Source organism: Streptomyces sp. NPDC044063 (assembly GCF_056434285.1).
On the sequence record NZ_JBWKFM010000007.1, the window covers coordinates 233,049 to 249,145 of the forward strand.

Below are 16,097 nucleotides of genomic sequence, written 5' to 3' on the forward strand. Positions count from 1 at the left end.
AATCCTGGCGCTGAAAAGTGCGTGGCCGAGATGTCAGGCACCCAGGTCGGTCAGGAGATCCTCCAGAACCGATTCCTCCTCGATCCGTACGCCGAGTTCGGTCAGGGCCGGGCGCAACTGCGTGTCCCAGGGCGCGTCGGCGGGCTTGCCGGTCAGAGATGGGGCCAGGGGGGTGGTCGCGGCGGACGTGCGGTATTCGATGGCGGTGAAGCGCCAGGGATGCCAGGGGACGCGCTGCAGCAAGGCGGTGGCGATGCGTATGCCGCCCCAGTCGAAGTCGCCGTGGTAGAGCAGCTTTGCCCCGCGGGCGTGCAGATGGCGCAGCAGGGTGAGCGCGGCGGCCGAGGGCTGGCCCTGGAGGCAGACCAAGGGCGGGCAGGCGGGGCCGTGGGCATCGGCCGCGGTCGCCAGTACGGTCGGGTTCTCACACACGTGCACCACCCCGGGCGCGGCAAGGGGTGGGGTGCGGGTGAGCTGGCGCAGGGTCAGTACCGCGGGTTCGCCCGCGTCGGCCGCCCAGTCGAGGGCGGGGGTGCCACGCAGCCCCACGGTCAGGACAGTGGAGGACAGGGCGTCCTTCAGGAGGCCCGCGGAGGCCCACGCTTCGCGGCGCCACTCCGCTCCGGTGCCATCGGGGAACCCGGTCAGGGCGCGCACACCCGACAGGACGAGAGTCGCGAGCGGGCTGCCGTCGTCCAAGGCGTGGGCGTTGCCCAGGGTGCGGGCGGCGAAGGCGGGGAGCGAGACTGCCGGCACCGCGGGCACGCTTCGTAGGGCCGTCGCCGTGGAGGCCAGCAGCGCGCGGGCAGCCTCCGCTGTGTGCGCGAGGCGGCGAACGAGACCGTTGGTGCGTACCTGCTCCGCCCAGTCAGCCAGTTCGGGCCGTTCGGTACAGAAAACAATGAGCGGGGCGTAGGCGTCTTGCCAGGCCTTCGCCTCCTGCTCGCGAGCGTCGCTGATGAGGGTGATCGGCCCGGTGAGGGCGATGACTGCGGCCACCAGGCCCTCGGGGCTGACGCCGGAGCGTCGCAGGAGGGTGTCGATCTCGTCGAGCCGGACGCTCAGCGAGCATCCGGTGCTCGGGGCGCGACCCAGCAGGCGCTCGGCAGCGGTCCGTTCACCGTCGGTGGGTGCCGCCAGGGTGACCGGGCCGGTGAGGGGTTCGCCGCGTTCCATGCGGCGGCGCGCCCGCTCCACCAGCCACGCACAGCCCGGGTCGCCGAGGAGCCGGGTGAGCCGGCCGCGTTCGACACGCGCGAGGGAGACGTCGAGTGTGCTCGTCCGACGATCGTTCATCCCCACAGGGTGTCCTGGTCGAGGGATTGCGCTGGTGCGGGGACCGTCGCCGTACGGTGGTCCGGTTCGGGCGCCCGTGCCCGCTGGGTGCCGTCCCATTCCCAGCGGGTCACCAGGACAGCGGCGATATCGTCGACGCGGGAGAGTTGGGCGATGGCGATGCCGGGCACCTGCGGGTAGCAGGCCCATTCGCGTTCGCTGGTCATCACCACGTCCAGGTCGAAGGCATGCAGCAGGCCCAGGCACTTGGCGCGGGAGTCGTCGTCGACGCCGGCGAATGCCTCGTCCAGGGTGACCAGGCGCGGGGCGTGCGGGGCCGCGGTTGCGTAGTGCGCGGAGGCCGCGGCGAACAGAGGCACCGAGACGGCCAGGACACGCTCGCCGCCCGACGCCGGCCCGGTGGCGGGCACCCAGCTGCCGTGCTGGTGGCGTTCGATGCCGAACTCATGCCACGAGCGGTAGTCGAGTGCGGCGGTGAGCACCTCCAGCCAGCTGCCGGTCGCGTCGTCGGCCTGGGCGCGGGCGATCTGGGCCTGGAGGAACTCGCCGACCGCCGCCCTATCCTCGGCCGCCCAGGCATCGGCGGACTGGCGCAGCCGTACCCGCGCCTGCGCCAGTCCCGCGGGTGCCTTGCGGGACGGCCGCCACAGCAGGCGCAGCTTCATGCCGGTGGAGGTGGGCCGCCGCTCGAGCTCGGCGTTCATCGCCAGCACCTGGCGCTCGGCGGCGCCGATCAGTTCCTGCAGGGTGCCGGCGACCTCGGTCAGCAGGTGGGTCTCCAAGATCTCCCGTTCGTGTGCCGACAGGATGCGGGTCAGTTCCTGGACCTCCGCGGCCAGGGCCTCGGCCAGCTCGGGGACGGCCCGTTCCCGTCCCTGATAGACGAGGTCGACGACCATCCCATCCTCGGTCATACGGGCCGTGGCGCCGTGCCCGCCCCGGGACAGGACGTCCTGAAGCTTCTTGTACTCCTCGCTGAGCCGCTTCTGCACCCTTTCCCAGGCACCGTCCGAGTCGTCCGTCCCGGACAGTTCCGCCTCGATCGCGCGGGCGAGCGCGATCGCCGGAGTGGCCGCCCACGGGCCGCCGTCCAGTGGCGGTACGGGCACCTCGGGCAGGGCGACGGCCAGCAGGCCGGTGAGCGCGAACCGCTGCAGAGCGGCGATGGCCTCGCCACGCGTCGCGGCTGCTGTGTCGACGTCCTTTTCCAGTTGCTCGATCCGGCCCTCGGCCCGTCCGGTACGACGGTCCGCGGCGGAATGCTCGTGACGGGCCCGGTCCAGGTCCCGGCCACACGCTGCAAGGGCATCGGCCGTCTCGGCCAGCCTGCGCTCCAGGTCCGCGACAGCGGCTCCGACAGTGGAGCGCAGCGTGGTGTGATGTTCGTCCGCGGCGGCGGCCAGCCGGGCGGCCTGAGCTACCCGCTGGTCCAGCTCGGCCACCCGTTCCCCGGTTTGGCCGGCTTCCGTCCGCTCGTCGGCGATGGCGCGTCGCGCTTCCGCCTGCTCGCGCAGGGCGGGCCACAGAGCGGCGAGGGCGGCCGTGTGATCGGCCAGGGCCTGGCGGACGGCCGTGAGGGCCGTCCGGTCGGCGGGCAGGTTCACAGCCGCGGCCGTCTCGGTGAGCTCGGCGGTCGCCTCGGCCTCCCTGCGAGAGGCATCGGTGAGTTCGGCGGAGCGCTCGTCCTGCCGCGACCCCGCCCTGTGGGCGGCGTCCGCCGCGGCGGACGCCGTCGCGTGGGCGTGGCGCAGGGGGGCGTCGTCGGGGACGGCGGCCAGCTCGGCATCCAGCACCCGGCGACGCCCGGCCACCGCGGCGCGCTCGGCTTCGAGACGGGCCGTACTGTCCGCCAGGCCCTCGAGCTCGCCGCGCAGGGTGGCGATCCGGGCGCGGCGGGCTTCCTCGCGAGCGCCTTCCCCGATGTACACGGCCGTGTTCTTCGACCAGCTGCCAGTCAGCGTGCCGACGCGGAACCGGCCGTCCGCAGCCACCCACGTGTGGCGCAGACCAGCGGTGTCCGGTGACGGAGCGCCGGAATCCCCGAGGCCGACTGCCGCCAGGATTGCGGACACCACCTTTTCGCCCACCTGAGTGGCCTGGGGATCGCCGTGGTCGACGGCGGGCCGCAGCATCCCGGCGAGGACGGGGCCGGCCGGTGACGCGTCCGGAGACGGCGGGGACAGCAGCACGTCGTGCCCGGCCGAGTCCAGGACGGTGCCATCCGGGCACACCCACGCGTCGAGGAGCCCGGAAGCCTCCAACGCGGCTTCCAGGCCTGCTCGCTCACCGGGGCAGACAAGGTCATGGAAGTCGACCAGCCGCCAAAGAGGCGCCCCAGGGGCCCGGTCACGCAGGCCGGGTGCACGGGTGTGTGGTGCAGCCGGTCCGCGCTGGCCTCCGGCCTCCAGCTCGGTCAGCTCCTTCCGGACCGTTGTGTGCCGGTCGGCAAGCCCGGCCAGCTGCTGGCCGAGCGCGGCGGTCCGGTCGGCCAGATCGGCGGACCGCGCGCGGTGCACCGCCGCGGTCTGCTCCCGGGCAGGGTTGGGGCCGTGCAGGTGCGTAACCCAGTCCTGCAGAGCGTCCAGGAGCCCCGCCCGGTTGGCGACAGCCAGCTCCGTGCATTGGTCCAGGTGCCGGCGTGCGGCCTCGACCAGGTCCTCTCCCGCCTCGGTGACGGCCGATTCCGCCTGGGCCTTGTACGCGGCGGTGTGGGTGGCATCGGCCTGGGCGTCGTCCAGGCGCCGGACGGAGGCCCGCCGTTCGCCCGCCGCCCGGTCGACCTGCGCGACCAGCTGTTCCACGTGATCGAGGGCGCGCCGCTTGCGGGCCACTGACTCCTCGGCAGCGCGCCGCAGCTCGGCCGCAGACGCGTTGTCGCTGAGCACATCGTCGAGCCGGGCGGCCCGGCCCGTCTCATGGGTCTGATCCAGCGCCCTTCCCACCTGCTGATCGGCCGCGGTCAGTCGCCCTTCGGCGCCCGCCAGACGGCCGAGGGCGCGGGAGTGCGCCTGGACCGCCTGTTCCCGGTCGGCTTCGGTGCGGGCCCGCTCGCCGGCGGTGCGGCGCGCCTCGGCCGCGGCCTGCTCCAGCTCCCGGGCACTGCGCCACTCCGGGCCCGTGCGCAGCGCGGCGTCCTGGGCGGCCAGCCGCACCGCCGTCTCCTCCAGCCGAGCGATCCGCGCGGCGGCCCCGGCCCGCTCGCGCTCCGCCTCCTCCCGCTCGGCGCGTGCCTGGGCCAGGTCACGGTGCAGCTGTTCGTAGCGGGCGTGCTCGCTACGAGGCAGCCGTGCCCGCCGACGGGTCGCCACCCGGGCGTAGCGGCGGTAGTGGCCGAGGAAGGCGGAGGCGGCCCGTTCGGCCTCACTGGCCGCCCGTAGCTCCTCCTTCTCCTCGTCCAGCGAACGGAACGCCTCCGCCACATCGGCGATCACCGCCTGATCCATGGGCGGCAGTGCTTCGGTCAGCGCCCGGGACAGCGCCGACTCGTTGGGCCGCTTGGACAGCTGGGGCTGGCGCAGCTGGATGAGCAGGTCCACCAGGGCGGCGTAGCGCCGCTCACCCAGCCCGAAGAGTGCCTCGTCGACCGCCCTGCGGTACGCCTTCGCCTGGTCGTAGACCATGCCGTGCCCGGCGACAGCCTCCGCGAGGCGGTCCCGCGACAACGCCGTGCCGGTCGCGTCGAGCAGGGTCAGGTCCTCGCCGACACGCTGGTCGGTGACCGCGTACCAATGGCGGGCGATTCCACGGCCTGTCACCGCCTTCAGACCGCACAGCAGGGTACGGAAGAGAGCCCTGCCCGAGTCCTCGTCGTGGCGGCCGAACTCGATCCAGGTGTAGCCCAGCCGTTCGGGGTGCGGGTGCTGCCCACCGAGCAGCAGGTTCCACTCCATGCGCTTGCCCGGGTCGGCGTCGGGTTCCACACGCCGTGCGGACATGTCGCCGTCCAGGAGGAAGGGGAGGGACAGGGCGAGCACCTTGGACTTGCCGGTGCCGTTGTTGCCGCGCAGCAGCAGACGGCCGTCGCGGAACCAGAACTCCTCGGTGTCGTAGTGGAACAGGTCCACCAGGCCGATGCGCAGTGGCCGCCACCGGCCGGGGGCGGGTTCGGGCAGAGCGGTCACGACTGCGGTGCCTTTCACTGAGACTGAGAGGAGTGGGGGGAATGAGAGGTACGAGAGGTGTGAGAACTGCCTGAGGCGGTCTGCCCCGGCTCTGTCACGACGGCCTCACCGACCGCGTACCGCGCGAGCGCCGGCAGGGCCGTGACGCCCCCGGCGGTGCGAGTGACCAGGCGGAGTGCGGTCAGTCTCTGCAGCGCCTGCCCGACCAGCTCCGCCTCCGCTCCCGGCCGCTTGGCGCTCTTCGACCAGTACGCGCCGTGTTGGGCGGCCAGCTCCCGCACCCGCCGCTCCAGGTCGTCGCAGCTCACCTCGCCGTCCGAGGCCGCCAGGTGTTCGGCGAGCAGCAGTGTGATGTGCCCGTGCGTGCCCTGCTCGGGCATCCGCACATCGGTCAGGTCGTCCAGCGGGTCAACCATCGAGATGCCCTCGGCCCGCACTTCCGGGACCAGGCCGGTCAGTTCGGTGATACGGGCGGTGAGGAAGGCGCGCTGACGGGTCAGGTAGACGAGTTCCTCGTCGCTCAGCTCGTCGTAGTACAGCACCGGATCGTCGAGCAGCCGCCGGGTCAGCCTCTGGCGGATGGCGCGGAACCGCAGTTCGTCGCTGTCCAGCGCGCTCTCAGCGGTCAGCTCGGCCAGCCGGGCCTCGAAGTCCACGGAGCCGATCGTCGACGGGCCGCGGCGGGCGGCTAGCAGCCCCGCCAGAACCCGGCGCTGCACGTCATACAGCACATCACCGGTCCCTGTGATGTACGCGTCCTCGTCACCGGCCACCCGCCGCAGCACCCCGTGGCGGAGCAGAAGCCGCACCACCGCTGCCAGGTCCAGGCGCTCCTCGCGGCGCTCCATGGTGAACTCCACGCCGGCCGCGACCAGATGGGGGTCAGCGGCGTCCAGGACCACCTGGTCGGCCAGGCGCCCCAGCGCGATCTGTGCCTCGCCCCGCTCCAGCGCGGCCAATGCCAGGCACAGCAGCACGTACCGGCGTCGCGTGAACGCGGCGCGGGCACGGGACGCCTCGCGCGCCGGGTGGGTGGAGTCGGCCGGTGTACCGGGTGTCCGGGCCAGCCGGGCGGCCTCCGCGTCCACACGCAGCGGCCAGCCGGTATTGCGGTCGAACCACTCGCGCAGGAAGGACAGGTGCTGCCGTACCAGCCGGAACTCGTCCGCGTACGGGCCCTGGGCCAGCAGTAGCGGTTCCTTCAGCAGCGCCCGGGCGGCCTTGTGTATTTCTGCTGTGCGCCGGCCGTCCAGCACTTCGCCCAAGGGTGTGGTCATGGCTCCTCCTCGCGCGCGGCCCCGAAACCGGTGAGGTCGGTGATCTCGACCAGGTGGTCGGGGCCGCGGAAGATACCGCCCGGTGTGCGGATCCGGGCCGTCGCTCCGTCGGTGAGGGCTGTCAGCCGGATCTCCATCGAGCCGTCGTTGCTGGTGGCCACCGTGCTCGTCATGCCCGGCCGCCAGGTGGCCAGGGCATCACCCAGCAACTGCAGGAACAGCCCGAAGGCCACCGGGTCGAGTTCCCCGAGCGCGGACAGCCTTATGGTGCCGTCCGTCGCAAGGCGTGCGCGGGCGGCGGCGATCTCCTCGGCCTGCTTGACGGCGATCTCGGTGAGCTGCCGCCGCTGCTCGGAGCGGTCGTGCACCCGCCGGGGCCTGCCGCGGCGTTCGTAGCTGCCGGTACGGCGCAACTGCGGACTGATCCGGAGCGGCTCGGCCTCGGCCCATGAGGATGATGGGGCCACCGGATTTGCTGTGCGCTTGGCGAGCGTGTCGGCGTCCACGGTGAGGTGACGAGCGGAGTACAGGCCGAAGGCGGCGCGCCACAGCCGGTGCCGAGCCTCGTCGTCCGGGGCCTCGGCAAACCAGCGGGCCAGCGTGCGGAAGTCCGCGGACCGGTCCGAACGTCCGGCCCGCCGCTCGTTCAGCTGCCGTACGACTGCCAGGAGCTGCGGTATCGCCCCGAGTGCCCGCCCGCGCAGCAGCCGGGTCTGCGACTCACGGCCATCCGTGGAGACGAACCAGGCGGAGAGCCCCGCCCACTTGGCCTCCCACCGCGCGTACGCCTCGTGCTCGGCGGTTTCCGCGTCCTCGGGCGCGGCGTCGGCGGCCTCCCGGGCAGCCGCCAGCCGCAGCAGTGCATGAGCCCGGCCGTCCTGCTCCAGCTCGCCGATGAGCACCGCGATCCGCCCGCCCAGCGTGATCAGATCCTGGATGAACCGCTCCAGGTACTGGATCAGCCGGTCCTTGTAGGCGAGGAACACCTCGACCTCCACCCCGTGGAGGTCGATGGTGCGCTGGAGCGAACCCATGAACGCCCGCGCGTTCTCCGCCAGCGCCTCGAACCGGCCGGTCAGCGCTGACAGCGCCAGATGCGCCTTGGGCGCGTCCGGCTCGCTCTCTCCCTGCCCGGCCGCGATCACCAGCAGGGCCCGCAACTGCGTGACGATGTCGTGCAGTGCCACCGCCTGCAGCGCCCCGCGCCGCCCCAGCGCCTCGTCGTACACGGACAACGCCTGCTCGGTGGCCTCCCCGGCCTGCGTGAGCTGGTAGATGAACCGCTTGCGGTAGAAGTCTTCGACCGCGGTGACCCGGGAGGTGTCCGGATCCGCCCGCAGGTTGCCCCACTTCACCAGGCTGTCCAGGGCATTCATCACCGCGTCGAGGTCGGGCGGCCGATGCTCCGGCGGTAGCGCGGCGTGCACGTCCTCGGGCCGCAGATGCACCGTGAACCGCTCCTTCGCCGCGAGGAAGGCGTGCATCATCTGACGGTAGAGGGCGGTGTTCGGCGCGGTCAGGTGGGCGAACGGCGCGTACTCGCCGCCGCGGGTGCCGGCAGGGTTTGACGTCATCGTCCCGGCATTCTCCCCGACGCCAACTCCGCCGGGAAATCCACCCAGTAGGGAGCGCCGGGTTCCGTCTCCCGAGGCCGGGTGCCGACTACGGCGCTGTCGTCTCATCCGCCCACAGCAACAGCTGTTCCCCCTGATCATCGGGCTCGGGCTCCGTCGCCAGGCCGGGGGCAGCAGCCGAGTTGGGGTCGGCGTCCTCCGCGGCGTCGACGGCCGGCTCCTCTTCGCCGTCCGTACGCGTAGGCAGCACGTACTCCTGCGCGAGTCCGGCCAGGTGCAGGGGCAGCGGCAGGCTCAACGCATCCGGTACGTCGGGTGCCTGCCGGAGCTGGTGGGCGGTGAGCGCCAGGGCTTCCGGAGAATCCCCTTCGTCCGGGTGGCAGCCGAGTACCGCCAGTTCCACCAGCCCGGGGTTCCAGGCGGCCTCGCCGGTGTCGATGGTCAGCTTGCCCTTGGTGTTCACCCGCGGCGCCAATTTGTCGGCAGCCACCGACAGCTTGAAGGTCCGGGCCTTCGGGGTAGTGGACCAGAACACACGTGCCTCACCGGAGCCGGCATCCCCGTGAGGGTCGCGCCACAAGCCCGAAGCCAGGCCGTTGGCGCCGTCCGGGTTCACGGCCCACCACTGGGCCGTCTCCCGGTTCCGTGCCGTCCGCACCCGGACCAGCCGCAGGTCCGGGTCCAGCCTGCGTGACGGCGCATGACCATCCTTGAACTTGTCCGTCACCACCTTGCCGTCCTGGAGCCAGGTCCAGTGCGAGCGCATGTTCTGCGCGTGCGCCAGCAGAAGGGTCGGCCTGCCGCGCAGCTTGGGACGCACCCGCTGGAGCCATTCATCCGTCGCGCGGCGCTGTTCGTTCATGTCCGCCCACCACGACGGCCGAGTCGCCTCCCCGGGCGCCCCGTCGCGCGGGCCGGGCACCACACCCCTCGGGATCTCCGACTGCTTCGTCAGGCGCAGCAGCATGACGGGGTACGGCACCCAGGAACGCGTCTCGTCGTCCCAGCCCTCGACCCGTGCCAGCCCGTCACCCGAAGGCTCTGGCGTCACAAGCACAGCGACCGGCAGGTGGCGGGCCCAACGCATACGGCTGCGGCTGTTCTTGCGGACCATCCAGACGGCGGCATACCGCATACCCTCGGGCAGCCGTTCCCCGAGGCTGTGCTCGGGGTGCACCCGTACGCCGAGCTGCCGCAGGCCGTCGTCCCACGCCTTGGCCGCGCGGAACTTCTTGTTCTTCTCGCTGTTGTAGCCCTTCGCCGTCTTCGGTACGGCCATGAACTGGGTCAAAACCCCGACATCGGCGCAACCGAGCCGCAGTGCGAACTTGGCGTCGTGGTCGGGAGACGTGAAGTCCTTGGCACGGTCGATCTCCACCAAGGCGAGCGAGGGTGCCGCCCCCGATACGTCCTCCGCGGCAAAAGTCGCCATCTCACGACGGCGGATGCCGATCGCGGCGGTGACCTCGTCCCGTGAGTGCCGGCGACTCTCGGCCAGTTCCAAGTCCTGCCCCATGGAGCGGACCAGCTTGCGACAGCGCAGGCGGACCGTCAGTTCCGCTGCCTGCCACTCCAGGACGACGGTGTCCTCATAGGCGGACTCGTCGCCGGGCGCCCCGCCGTCGCCCTTGAGGTCGAGATGAGCCGCGAGCGCGGCCACGGCGGTGTCCCGCATGACAGGTGTCTGCCAGAACAGCTGGACTTCCAGGCACGGCAGATCGCCCGCTTCCGTCTCCCCGAACAGGTGGCGCAGGGCAAAAGCGGCACCCTTCCGGCATGCCTCGGCCCGCCTCCTCTCCTCGGCGGTCTTCTCCGCCACCTTGGCCGGCTCCCGCCGGGGGTTCGCCGGAGTGCTGCCGGACAGCCTGGTGGGCACCAGCGCCGGAGCGAAACGCAGCTGCTCCGGCAGAGCCTGCTCGGCCCACTCCACGATCCGTGACCGCTGGTCGGGCATCAGGCCGTGGCCCACCCCGTGCGACCCCATCGCCGTGCTGTACACCACGGCGGCCCGCATGCCGTCCTCCAGCCACTTGTCCGGTGCCGTAAGGACGGACGCCGCGTCCGGGAACGCTTCCGAGAGCGACATGCTCCGCAACATCCCGGCGGGCCCCCCGCCGACCCAGTCGTGACCGCCCTTCTGCCAGGCGAGCCGGGCGAGGGCGAACCGGTCGCTCGCCGGCGCGCCGGGCAGCCACGGTACGCGCGGACGCAACAGGACGGTCGTCCTGCGCCCGTACGGAAGGTAAAGGCGCCCGGTCGTTGCACTGACCCGCGTCGCGTACCTGCGGATGTGGCAGTGCAGGTGGAAGCGGGGCAACGGATCGAAGGGCACGGTCTGCAGGGTGATGTTGAGGACGATCGAGAACCATCCGGCACCCCCCTCGAACTGCAGGGCCTGGGACACCAGCTCCGCTCCCTGGTCGCGCGATCCTCGGGGCGTGGCGCGGAACCGCAGTTTGCCGGCGCCGAAGTCGTACGGCTCCAGCTCCAGGATGCGCCGGGCCAGCCAGTCCGTGGACAGCTGGAACTGACGCGGATCAGGGGCAGCTGTGCCGCCGGCGGTGGGAGGGCAGCTAAGCAGCTCGACTTCCACGTCCTCGTGCCACTGAGGTGGGTCCTCGAAGAGCGCGGCCCGTGTCTCGGCCAGGAGCTTCCGGTGCTCGGGTTCCGGGCGCAGGTCCTTCAGCCAGGCGCCGATCAGGCCCCGGAAGGCCGCGGACGGCAGCGGGTCGGGGATGTCCGCGGAAGCGTATAGCCAGAAATCCGGCTCCTCGCCACGGCGGGGACGCGGCCGGACCAGCACGTCGGGTGCCAGGGCCTGGACGACCTGGTCCATCCGGAAGGTGGGGATGGTCTCCAGCGGCTTCCTGCGCCCCGCGTTGCACAGGGCGAGCAGCGGGCCATGCCACTGCTCGGGGAACGGGAGCACACGGTACCGGCTGGTGGCGGAGGTATCGGGGGCGACAGGCAGCCAGGAGGCGGTGCGGATGGACGCGTAGCGCGCCATGGGCGGGGTCCTTTCGGGGCGGAGAGTCGTTCAGGTGACGTGGTGGGTGATGTCACGCAGGGCTTTGTAGAGCGGCGCGTAGAGAAGCCGGGCGATCGCGGGGTCCGCCGGGTCCGGGCAGCCGGTGAGCGCCGGGGCGTCCACGAAGTACGGGGCGAGGACTTCCCGCAGCCCGGCGAGCAGGCCGTCCTCCCGACCGACTATCGGGTGCGCGGAGTTGGGCGACAGGAGCTTGGCCGTGTTCGGGGCGAAGCGGGCATCGACGAACACCACGCGAGCCGGGACACCTCCGCGTACCAGACGGCCGATCACCTGCCAGATGGTGACGAGCTGGTCCCAGGTGAAGGACTTCTTCTCGTGCTCCGACAGCCGCGAGTAGATGTAGCGCCGGGACAGCAGGCGGCGCCATTCCCTCCGCGCGACGTGCCGGAAGGCCAGTCCGGCCGCGTCGAAGTCGCCGGCGTTCACGGCGAGCTTGCTGAAGGTGCCCTGTTCGAGCCCCGGCTCGTCGCGCGAGAAGCGCGTCGCCCAGTCGTTGATGGCGAAGATGGCGAGTGCCAGATCGTCCGGGCGCGGGTGGGGTCGTGCGAGGAAGAGAGCCGTTCCGAAGGCCGCGTTGCGCTCGGCGTTGAGGATGTTGTGCCCGCGTTCGACCGCCATCAGTGGAGCCACCAGGATTTCGGCCGTGCGGTCCTCGGCGAACGTGGCGAGGTCGCCGCGTCGCAGGACTGTAGCGTGGTCGGGCCCGGTACGGTGGGGGATCGCCCCGTTCACGGCCTGCTCCAGGTCCGCGTCGTCCGCCGCCAGGACCCGTACACGCCCGTGCCAGCGGTCGATGCCGTGCAGCACGTCCGCAGCGATCCCCGCCTCCCGGTAACTGCCGACCAGCAGGATCGCCCTCCTGCGCCGGCTGTCGGCGACCTTGGCCAGTTCCTGCTCCAGAGGGCTCGGAGCGCCTCCTCGGCCGGGCGATCCCAACCTGCTGACCAAAGCCTTCGCTGCTGCTGGCCGAGCCTTGGGGTCGGTGCCCGAGAGGCTCATGGGCCTCCCCTCGTCGTCGTACAGGAAGTGCGTACTGAAGACCGACTCGCTCACCGCCTCCAGCGACCGCGGCGACGGCGTGAGTACCGCCCCCACGGGCACGGCGACATGGGCGCGGGTGGAGGTGCCCGCCCAGCTGGTCCCGGACATTAGGACGACGTGGGGGCCCTTGCGGCCGCGTCCGGCATCCGCTCCCACCTCGTTCAGGCCGAGGAGCAGAGCCCGGCCGACTCCGGCGCAACGAAAGAAACGGAGGGTACCGCTGTGGCGGCCGTCGGTGTCCCGCTCCCGGTCGTCGGGCAGGAACTGGAACCCCAGGACATTGCCCATCGGGGCTTCCAGCACCAGGGGCGCGTAGTCCAGGGGCGGCCGGCGGGAGAGTTCGTTGCCGGTCGAGTCCAGGTGCAGCGCGGCTTCCACCTGGGGCCAGAGGAAGACCAGCCGGTCCAGCCTGTGGTGCAGTGCGCTGAGCAGCAGCATGAATTCGAGCCGTCGAGCAATGAGTTCCATCCACGCCTCGTCCTGAACCCTGTCGGCCGAAGGGGTGTCCCTCAACAGGGAGTAGAGCGTGGTGAGAACCCGGGTGCGGGTTTCCGCGGGGGTGAGCGTGGTGAGCAAGTCCTGGGCCAGCCGCACCAGGTCGTCGGTGAGGTTGTCGTAGGGGCCGTGGCCGCCCAGTGGGTCGTCACGGAAGTCGTCGAAGCGCTTGGTGAGCCAGTCGCGCAGGGCATCGGTCTCCGGTCCCGGTGACTCCGGCTCCGGGATGTCGTCCTCGTACGCCTCGTAGAGCTCCGCCTCGTCGGCTACCCCGTCGGGGGCGGCCTGGGCGTCGGAGCCGGTCGAGAACCAGTCGCCGAACAGCTTCTCCTGCAGGGTCCACGCGCTGAAGTACTCGACGTCCGCCCACTCGCGCAGGTCGTTGTCCGCGATCAGACGTTTGTAGAGGCGGTCCGCCGCCGCGTGTACCACAGTGAGCGAAACGGACCAGCGGTCGATGTCCTGGTCCGTGAGCTGGAGCCGGCCCTGCCGGGAGAGTTCCTCGATCCGGTGTGTCTGGACCTGGTCCAGCCAGGAGTCGGCGGCCGGCCCGGGAGTGACCAGCGTAGCCGAGGGAGCGAAGATCTCATCCAGTCGCATCTGCACCGAGTCGGCCTCGTCGACGACGATGATGTCGCTGCGCAGGCAGGCGAGCTCCAAGTGGCGGAGCTGCTCGTCCCCCAGGTGCCGAGGGACCGGGGACTGCACCAGACTGGCCGGGTTGGCCACCCAGATCTGAGCGTCGACGAGTTCGCGGGCCGCACGGTGGCGCGGACACGCGTACCACAGTGGGCAGCCGTGCGGTGTGCCCTTCACTTCTCCCGGGTGCTCGTCCTCCTGTGGCGGGGGCGCGGACCGGTAGGGCCCGGGCAGGGTGAGGGGCGTTCTCCCGTCGTCCTTGCCGGACTCGCTCCCGTTGGCGTGCTTCTTCTCTGGGTACAGCGAGGTGCACGGCGCGTCGGCGAACCTCAGTGGCCGGGTGGCCTCGGTGCCCCGCAGCGCGTCCACCACGCACACCGTGCTGAGGTGGTCGAAGGCGGGCGAGTCGTGGTCCAGGAGATTGGGCAGGCCCCGCGACGCCAGCCTGCGGTGCAGCCGCTGCACGTGCGTTTCCCGCGTGGTCAGCCCGAGCACGGGGCCGACGGGCAGCCCAAGGTCGTTCAGCAGTCCAACGATCCTCAGCTGCTCGGCCACGTCGCCGACCACCAGCGTGGTGCGCAACTGGGGCACCTGGCGTGCGCCCCAGACGGCGATCAGCGTCATCAGGGTCGACTTGCCGGCACCCACCATGCCCGCGAGGTGCAGCAGACCGTCGAGCACGAGGTCGCCTTCCTCGCTGAAGCCGCGTTCGTCGGTATCCCTCGGCATGATGTGCAGCTCTTCGAGCCGCTCTTCCCAGTGGCCGGGGCTGTCGACCTGGTTTTCCCGCTCGGTGGCGTCCATCCAGCGCGCCGTGTCCCGGAGGACGGCGCGGGAGAGGGTGATGGGCTCCCCGTTGCCGGGTCGTCCCGCCTCCGGGTCGTGCCCCGGGGAGGGGGCCGGCCGCAGGTTCTCGGGCAGCGTGACTGATGCTGGCCGTCGCCGGTCGACGAAGGTGGCGCGTCCGGCGGGGGCGAGGGGAAGGGCCTTGCGCGCGAGCGGGGGCAGCGCGGACAGCGCCCGGTCGTACACGGCGAGGCGGTCCGACGCGACAGTCGGCTCGATACGGCGGGCGCAGGCTCGGGGGCCCGGTACGTCGTAGCAGCGCAGCCGCGCCGGCAGGGCGAGATACGTCTCCAGGGCCTGCTGCCATGCGCGGCCCCGGCGCAGGTGCCACAGCAGGTGGCGCCCGGCGGTCAGCATGACCTCGTGGTCGGCGGAGACGGCGAAGCCCCGGGCCCGTACGAAGGGGTAGCCGCCGAAGAGGACGTACGCACCCTTGGCGGGCTCCTCCGGTGCGACGTGTTCCAGAAGCCGGAGGGCTAGTTCCACCTGGCACAGAAGGGCGGGCTTCGTACCCGAGAACCCAGGAGGCACCTCGCTCCACAGCCTGCCCAGCTCACGGCTGACCGGCCTATGCCAGCTGTCACGGTCGCGCATCGTGGCCTCCCCGCCCCTTCCCGGCCCCGGCGAGGGCCTGCCGGGCTTTTTTGATCAGTTCCGTGTCGGTGAGCAACGTCAGTCCCCCGGCTGTGGCAGGACGGTTGCGCTCGTACGAGGCGATGTAGCCCGGATGCGCGTCCACGCGGTCCTGAGGCACCACCCAGAATGCCTCGTCGTACGGCGGTTCCGGGCGTACGGACCGGGCCGCCCGGCCCAGGAAGGCCGGGTGGGCCCAGTCCTTCACGTCGACGGCCCACACCTGTCCGTCGGGAAAGGTGACGTGCACGTCGTACGCGTCGTATCCCGGCCACATGCGCACGGTCAGTCCGAGAGCCGTGAGCCTGCCTTCGAGCTCGGCCTCGGCACGGCCCGGTCCGGTGACGAACTGGCGCAGGGGACGCACCAGCTGCAGGAGTCCGCCAGCCTCCTCCTTCGGGATGCGGCGCCCCACCGGTGGCGGTCCCTGACGTCGGCAGCGGTCCCGTTCGCACCACCAGCCGCCGTCGCGCAAGGGGATGAGCAATGTCAGGCACCGCCGGCACACCGCGTACGTGTCCCCGCGCAGGTAACTGTCCGGAACTGGCTGATAGATCAGGCGCAGGAGTTCCTTTACGGGGTCGAGCACATGGTCCATGGAGACCGCGAAGTCCTCCGCCGCGGTGAGCAGGGGCCGAGTGACGAGGAGCCTGCGGAACTCGGCGTAAGCATCCTCCTCGCCGTGCGCCCGACACAGCTGGAGGGCGGCGTGGACGACCCTTCTGTCGTAGTCCCTGGAGGCGCTGTCACGGCCACCGGACTGCGCCGCCCACTCGTGACACAGCTCGGTGGGGCGTGAGGACTCCGGGTCGAGGAGCAGGCTACCGGGGCCCATCATGTCGTCGGGCAGGTCCACCGGCCAGTCCACCAGCGGCCGGTCACGACACCAGGCGAGGAGTTCGGGCAGACTGGCCGGGGGTTCGGCTCCCCGTTCCAGGCAGGCCAGGACCGTGCGGTCCAGCGCCCGCTGGACCTCCTCCGGGTACGGCAACGTCATGCTGTCCGCGCCGGAGAACTCCTCCAGCTCGATGAGAGCGACGGCCAGGGTGCGCATCAGGGGAATGCCCTTGTGGGCGGACCACTCGGGGAGGTCCGGCGGCAGGTCCGCATCGCTTGCCGGCAAGGT

Annotated in this window: 7 protein-coding genes; all 7 read right to left on the minus strand. The window is 71.6% G+C overall.

The genetic code is table 11. From position 1 onward, the window contains the following. Nucleotides 1-33: 33 nt before the first annotated feature. The 7 genes from AC07BS_RS12350 to AC07BS_RS12380 all read right to left on the minus strand — a co-directional run bounded on the left by AC07BS_RS12350 (nt 34) and on the right by AC07BS_RS12380 (nt 16,094). Nucleotides 34-1,296: a TIGR02679 family protein gene (locus tag AC07BS_RS12350; protein WP_478931821.1), complete on the minus strand. Its 1,263-nt coding sequence runs from the start codon at nt 1,294-1,296 to the stop codon at nt 34-36. Beyond that, nucleotides 1,293-5,417: a TIGR02680 family protein gene (locus AC07BS_RS12355; protein ID WP_478931823.1), complete on the minus strand. Its 4,125-nt coding sequence runs from the start codon at nt 5,415-5,417 to the stop codon at nt 1,293-1,295. The genes AC07BS_RS12350 and AC07BS_RS12355 overlap by 4 nt, the downstream gene beginning before the upstream one ends. A 14-nt stretch (nt 5,418-5,431) precedes the next feature. After that, a complete protein-coding gene (locus AC07BS_RS12360) occupies nt 5,432-6,694 on the minus strand; it encodes a TIGR02678 family protein (RefSeq protein ID WP_478931824.1) in 1,263 nt (420 codons plus the stop codon). Beyond that, complete coding sequence (locus tag AC07BS_RS12365) at nt 6,691-8,268, minus strand: TIGR02677 family protein (protein WP_478931826.1); 1,578 nt, start codon at nt 8,266-8,268, stop codon at nt 6,691-6,693. The genes AC07BS_RS12360 and AC07BS_RS12365 overlap by 4 nt, the downstream gene beginning before the upstream one ends. 88 nt (nt 8,269-8,356) lie before the next feature. Next, nucleotides 8,357-11,275 carry a pPIWI_RE module domain-containing protein gene (locus AC07BS_RS12370; protein ID WP_478931828.1) on the minus strand — a complete coding sequence of 973 codons (2,919 nt, stop codon included), beginning with the start codon at nt 11,273-11,275 and terminating at the stop codon, nt 8,357-8,359. A 30-nt stretch (nt 11,276-11,305) separates the two neighbouring features. Further along, nucleotides 11,306-14,932, minus strand: a complete 3,627-nt coding sequence (locus tag AC07BS_RS12375) for a pPIWI_RE_Z domain-containing protein (RefSeq protein WP_478931829.1) — start codon at nt 14,930-14,932, stop codon at nt 11,306-11,308. Continuing rightward, on the minus strand, nt 14,919-16,094 hold the full coding sequence (locus AC07BS_RS12380; RefSeq protein ID WP_478931830.1) for a pPIWI_RE_Y domain-containing protein: 1,176 nt from the start codon (nt 16,092-16,094) through the stop codon (nt 14,919-14,921). Before AC07BS_RS12380 ends, AC07BS_RS12375 begins: the two co-directional genes overlap by 14 nt. Nucleotides 16,095-16,097: the final 3 nt, after the last annotated feature.

Bases quoted from the DNA above. Each gene is read 5' to 3' on its own strand.
- AC07BS_RS12350 (WP_478931821.1), bottom strand. From the start codon at position 1,296: ATGAACGATCGTCGGACGAGCACACTCGACGTCTCCCTCGCGCGTGTC.
- AC07BS_RS12360 (WP_478931824.1), bottom strand. From the start codon at position 6,694: ATGACCACACCCTTGGGCGAAGTGCTGGACGGCCGGCGCACAGCAGAA.
- AC07BS_RS12365 (WP_478931826.1), bottom strand. From the start codon at position 8,268: ATGACGTCAAACCCTGCCGGCACCCGCGGCGGCGAGTACGCGCCGTTC.
- AC07BS_RS12370 (WP_478931828.1), bottom strand. From the start codon at position 11,275: ATGGCGCGCTACGCGTCCATCCGCACCGCCTCCTGGCTGCCTGTCGCC.
- AC07BS_RS12375 (WP_478931829.1), bottom strand. From the start codon at position 14,932: ATGCGCGACCGTGACAGCTGGCATAGGCCGGTCAGCCGTGAGCTGGGC.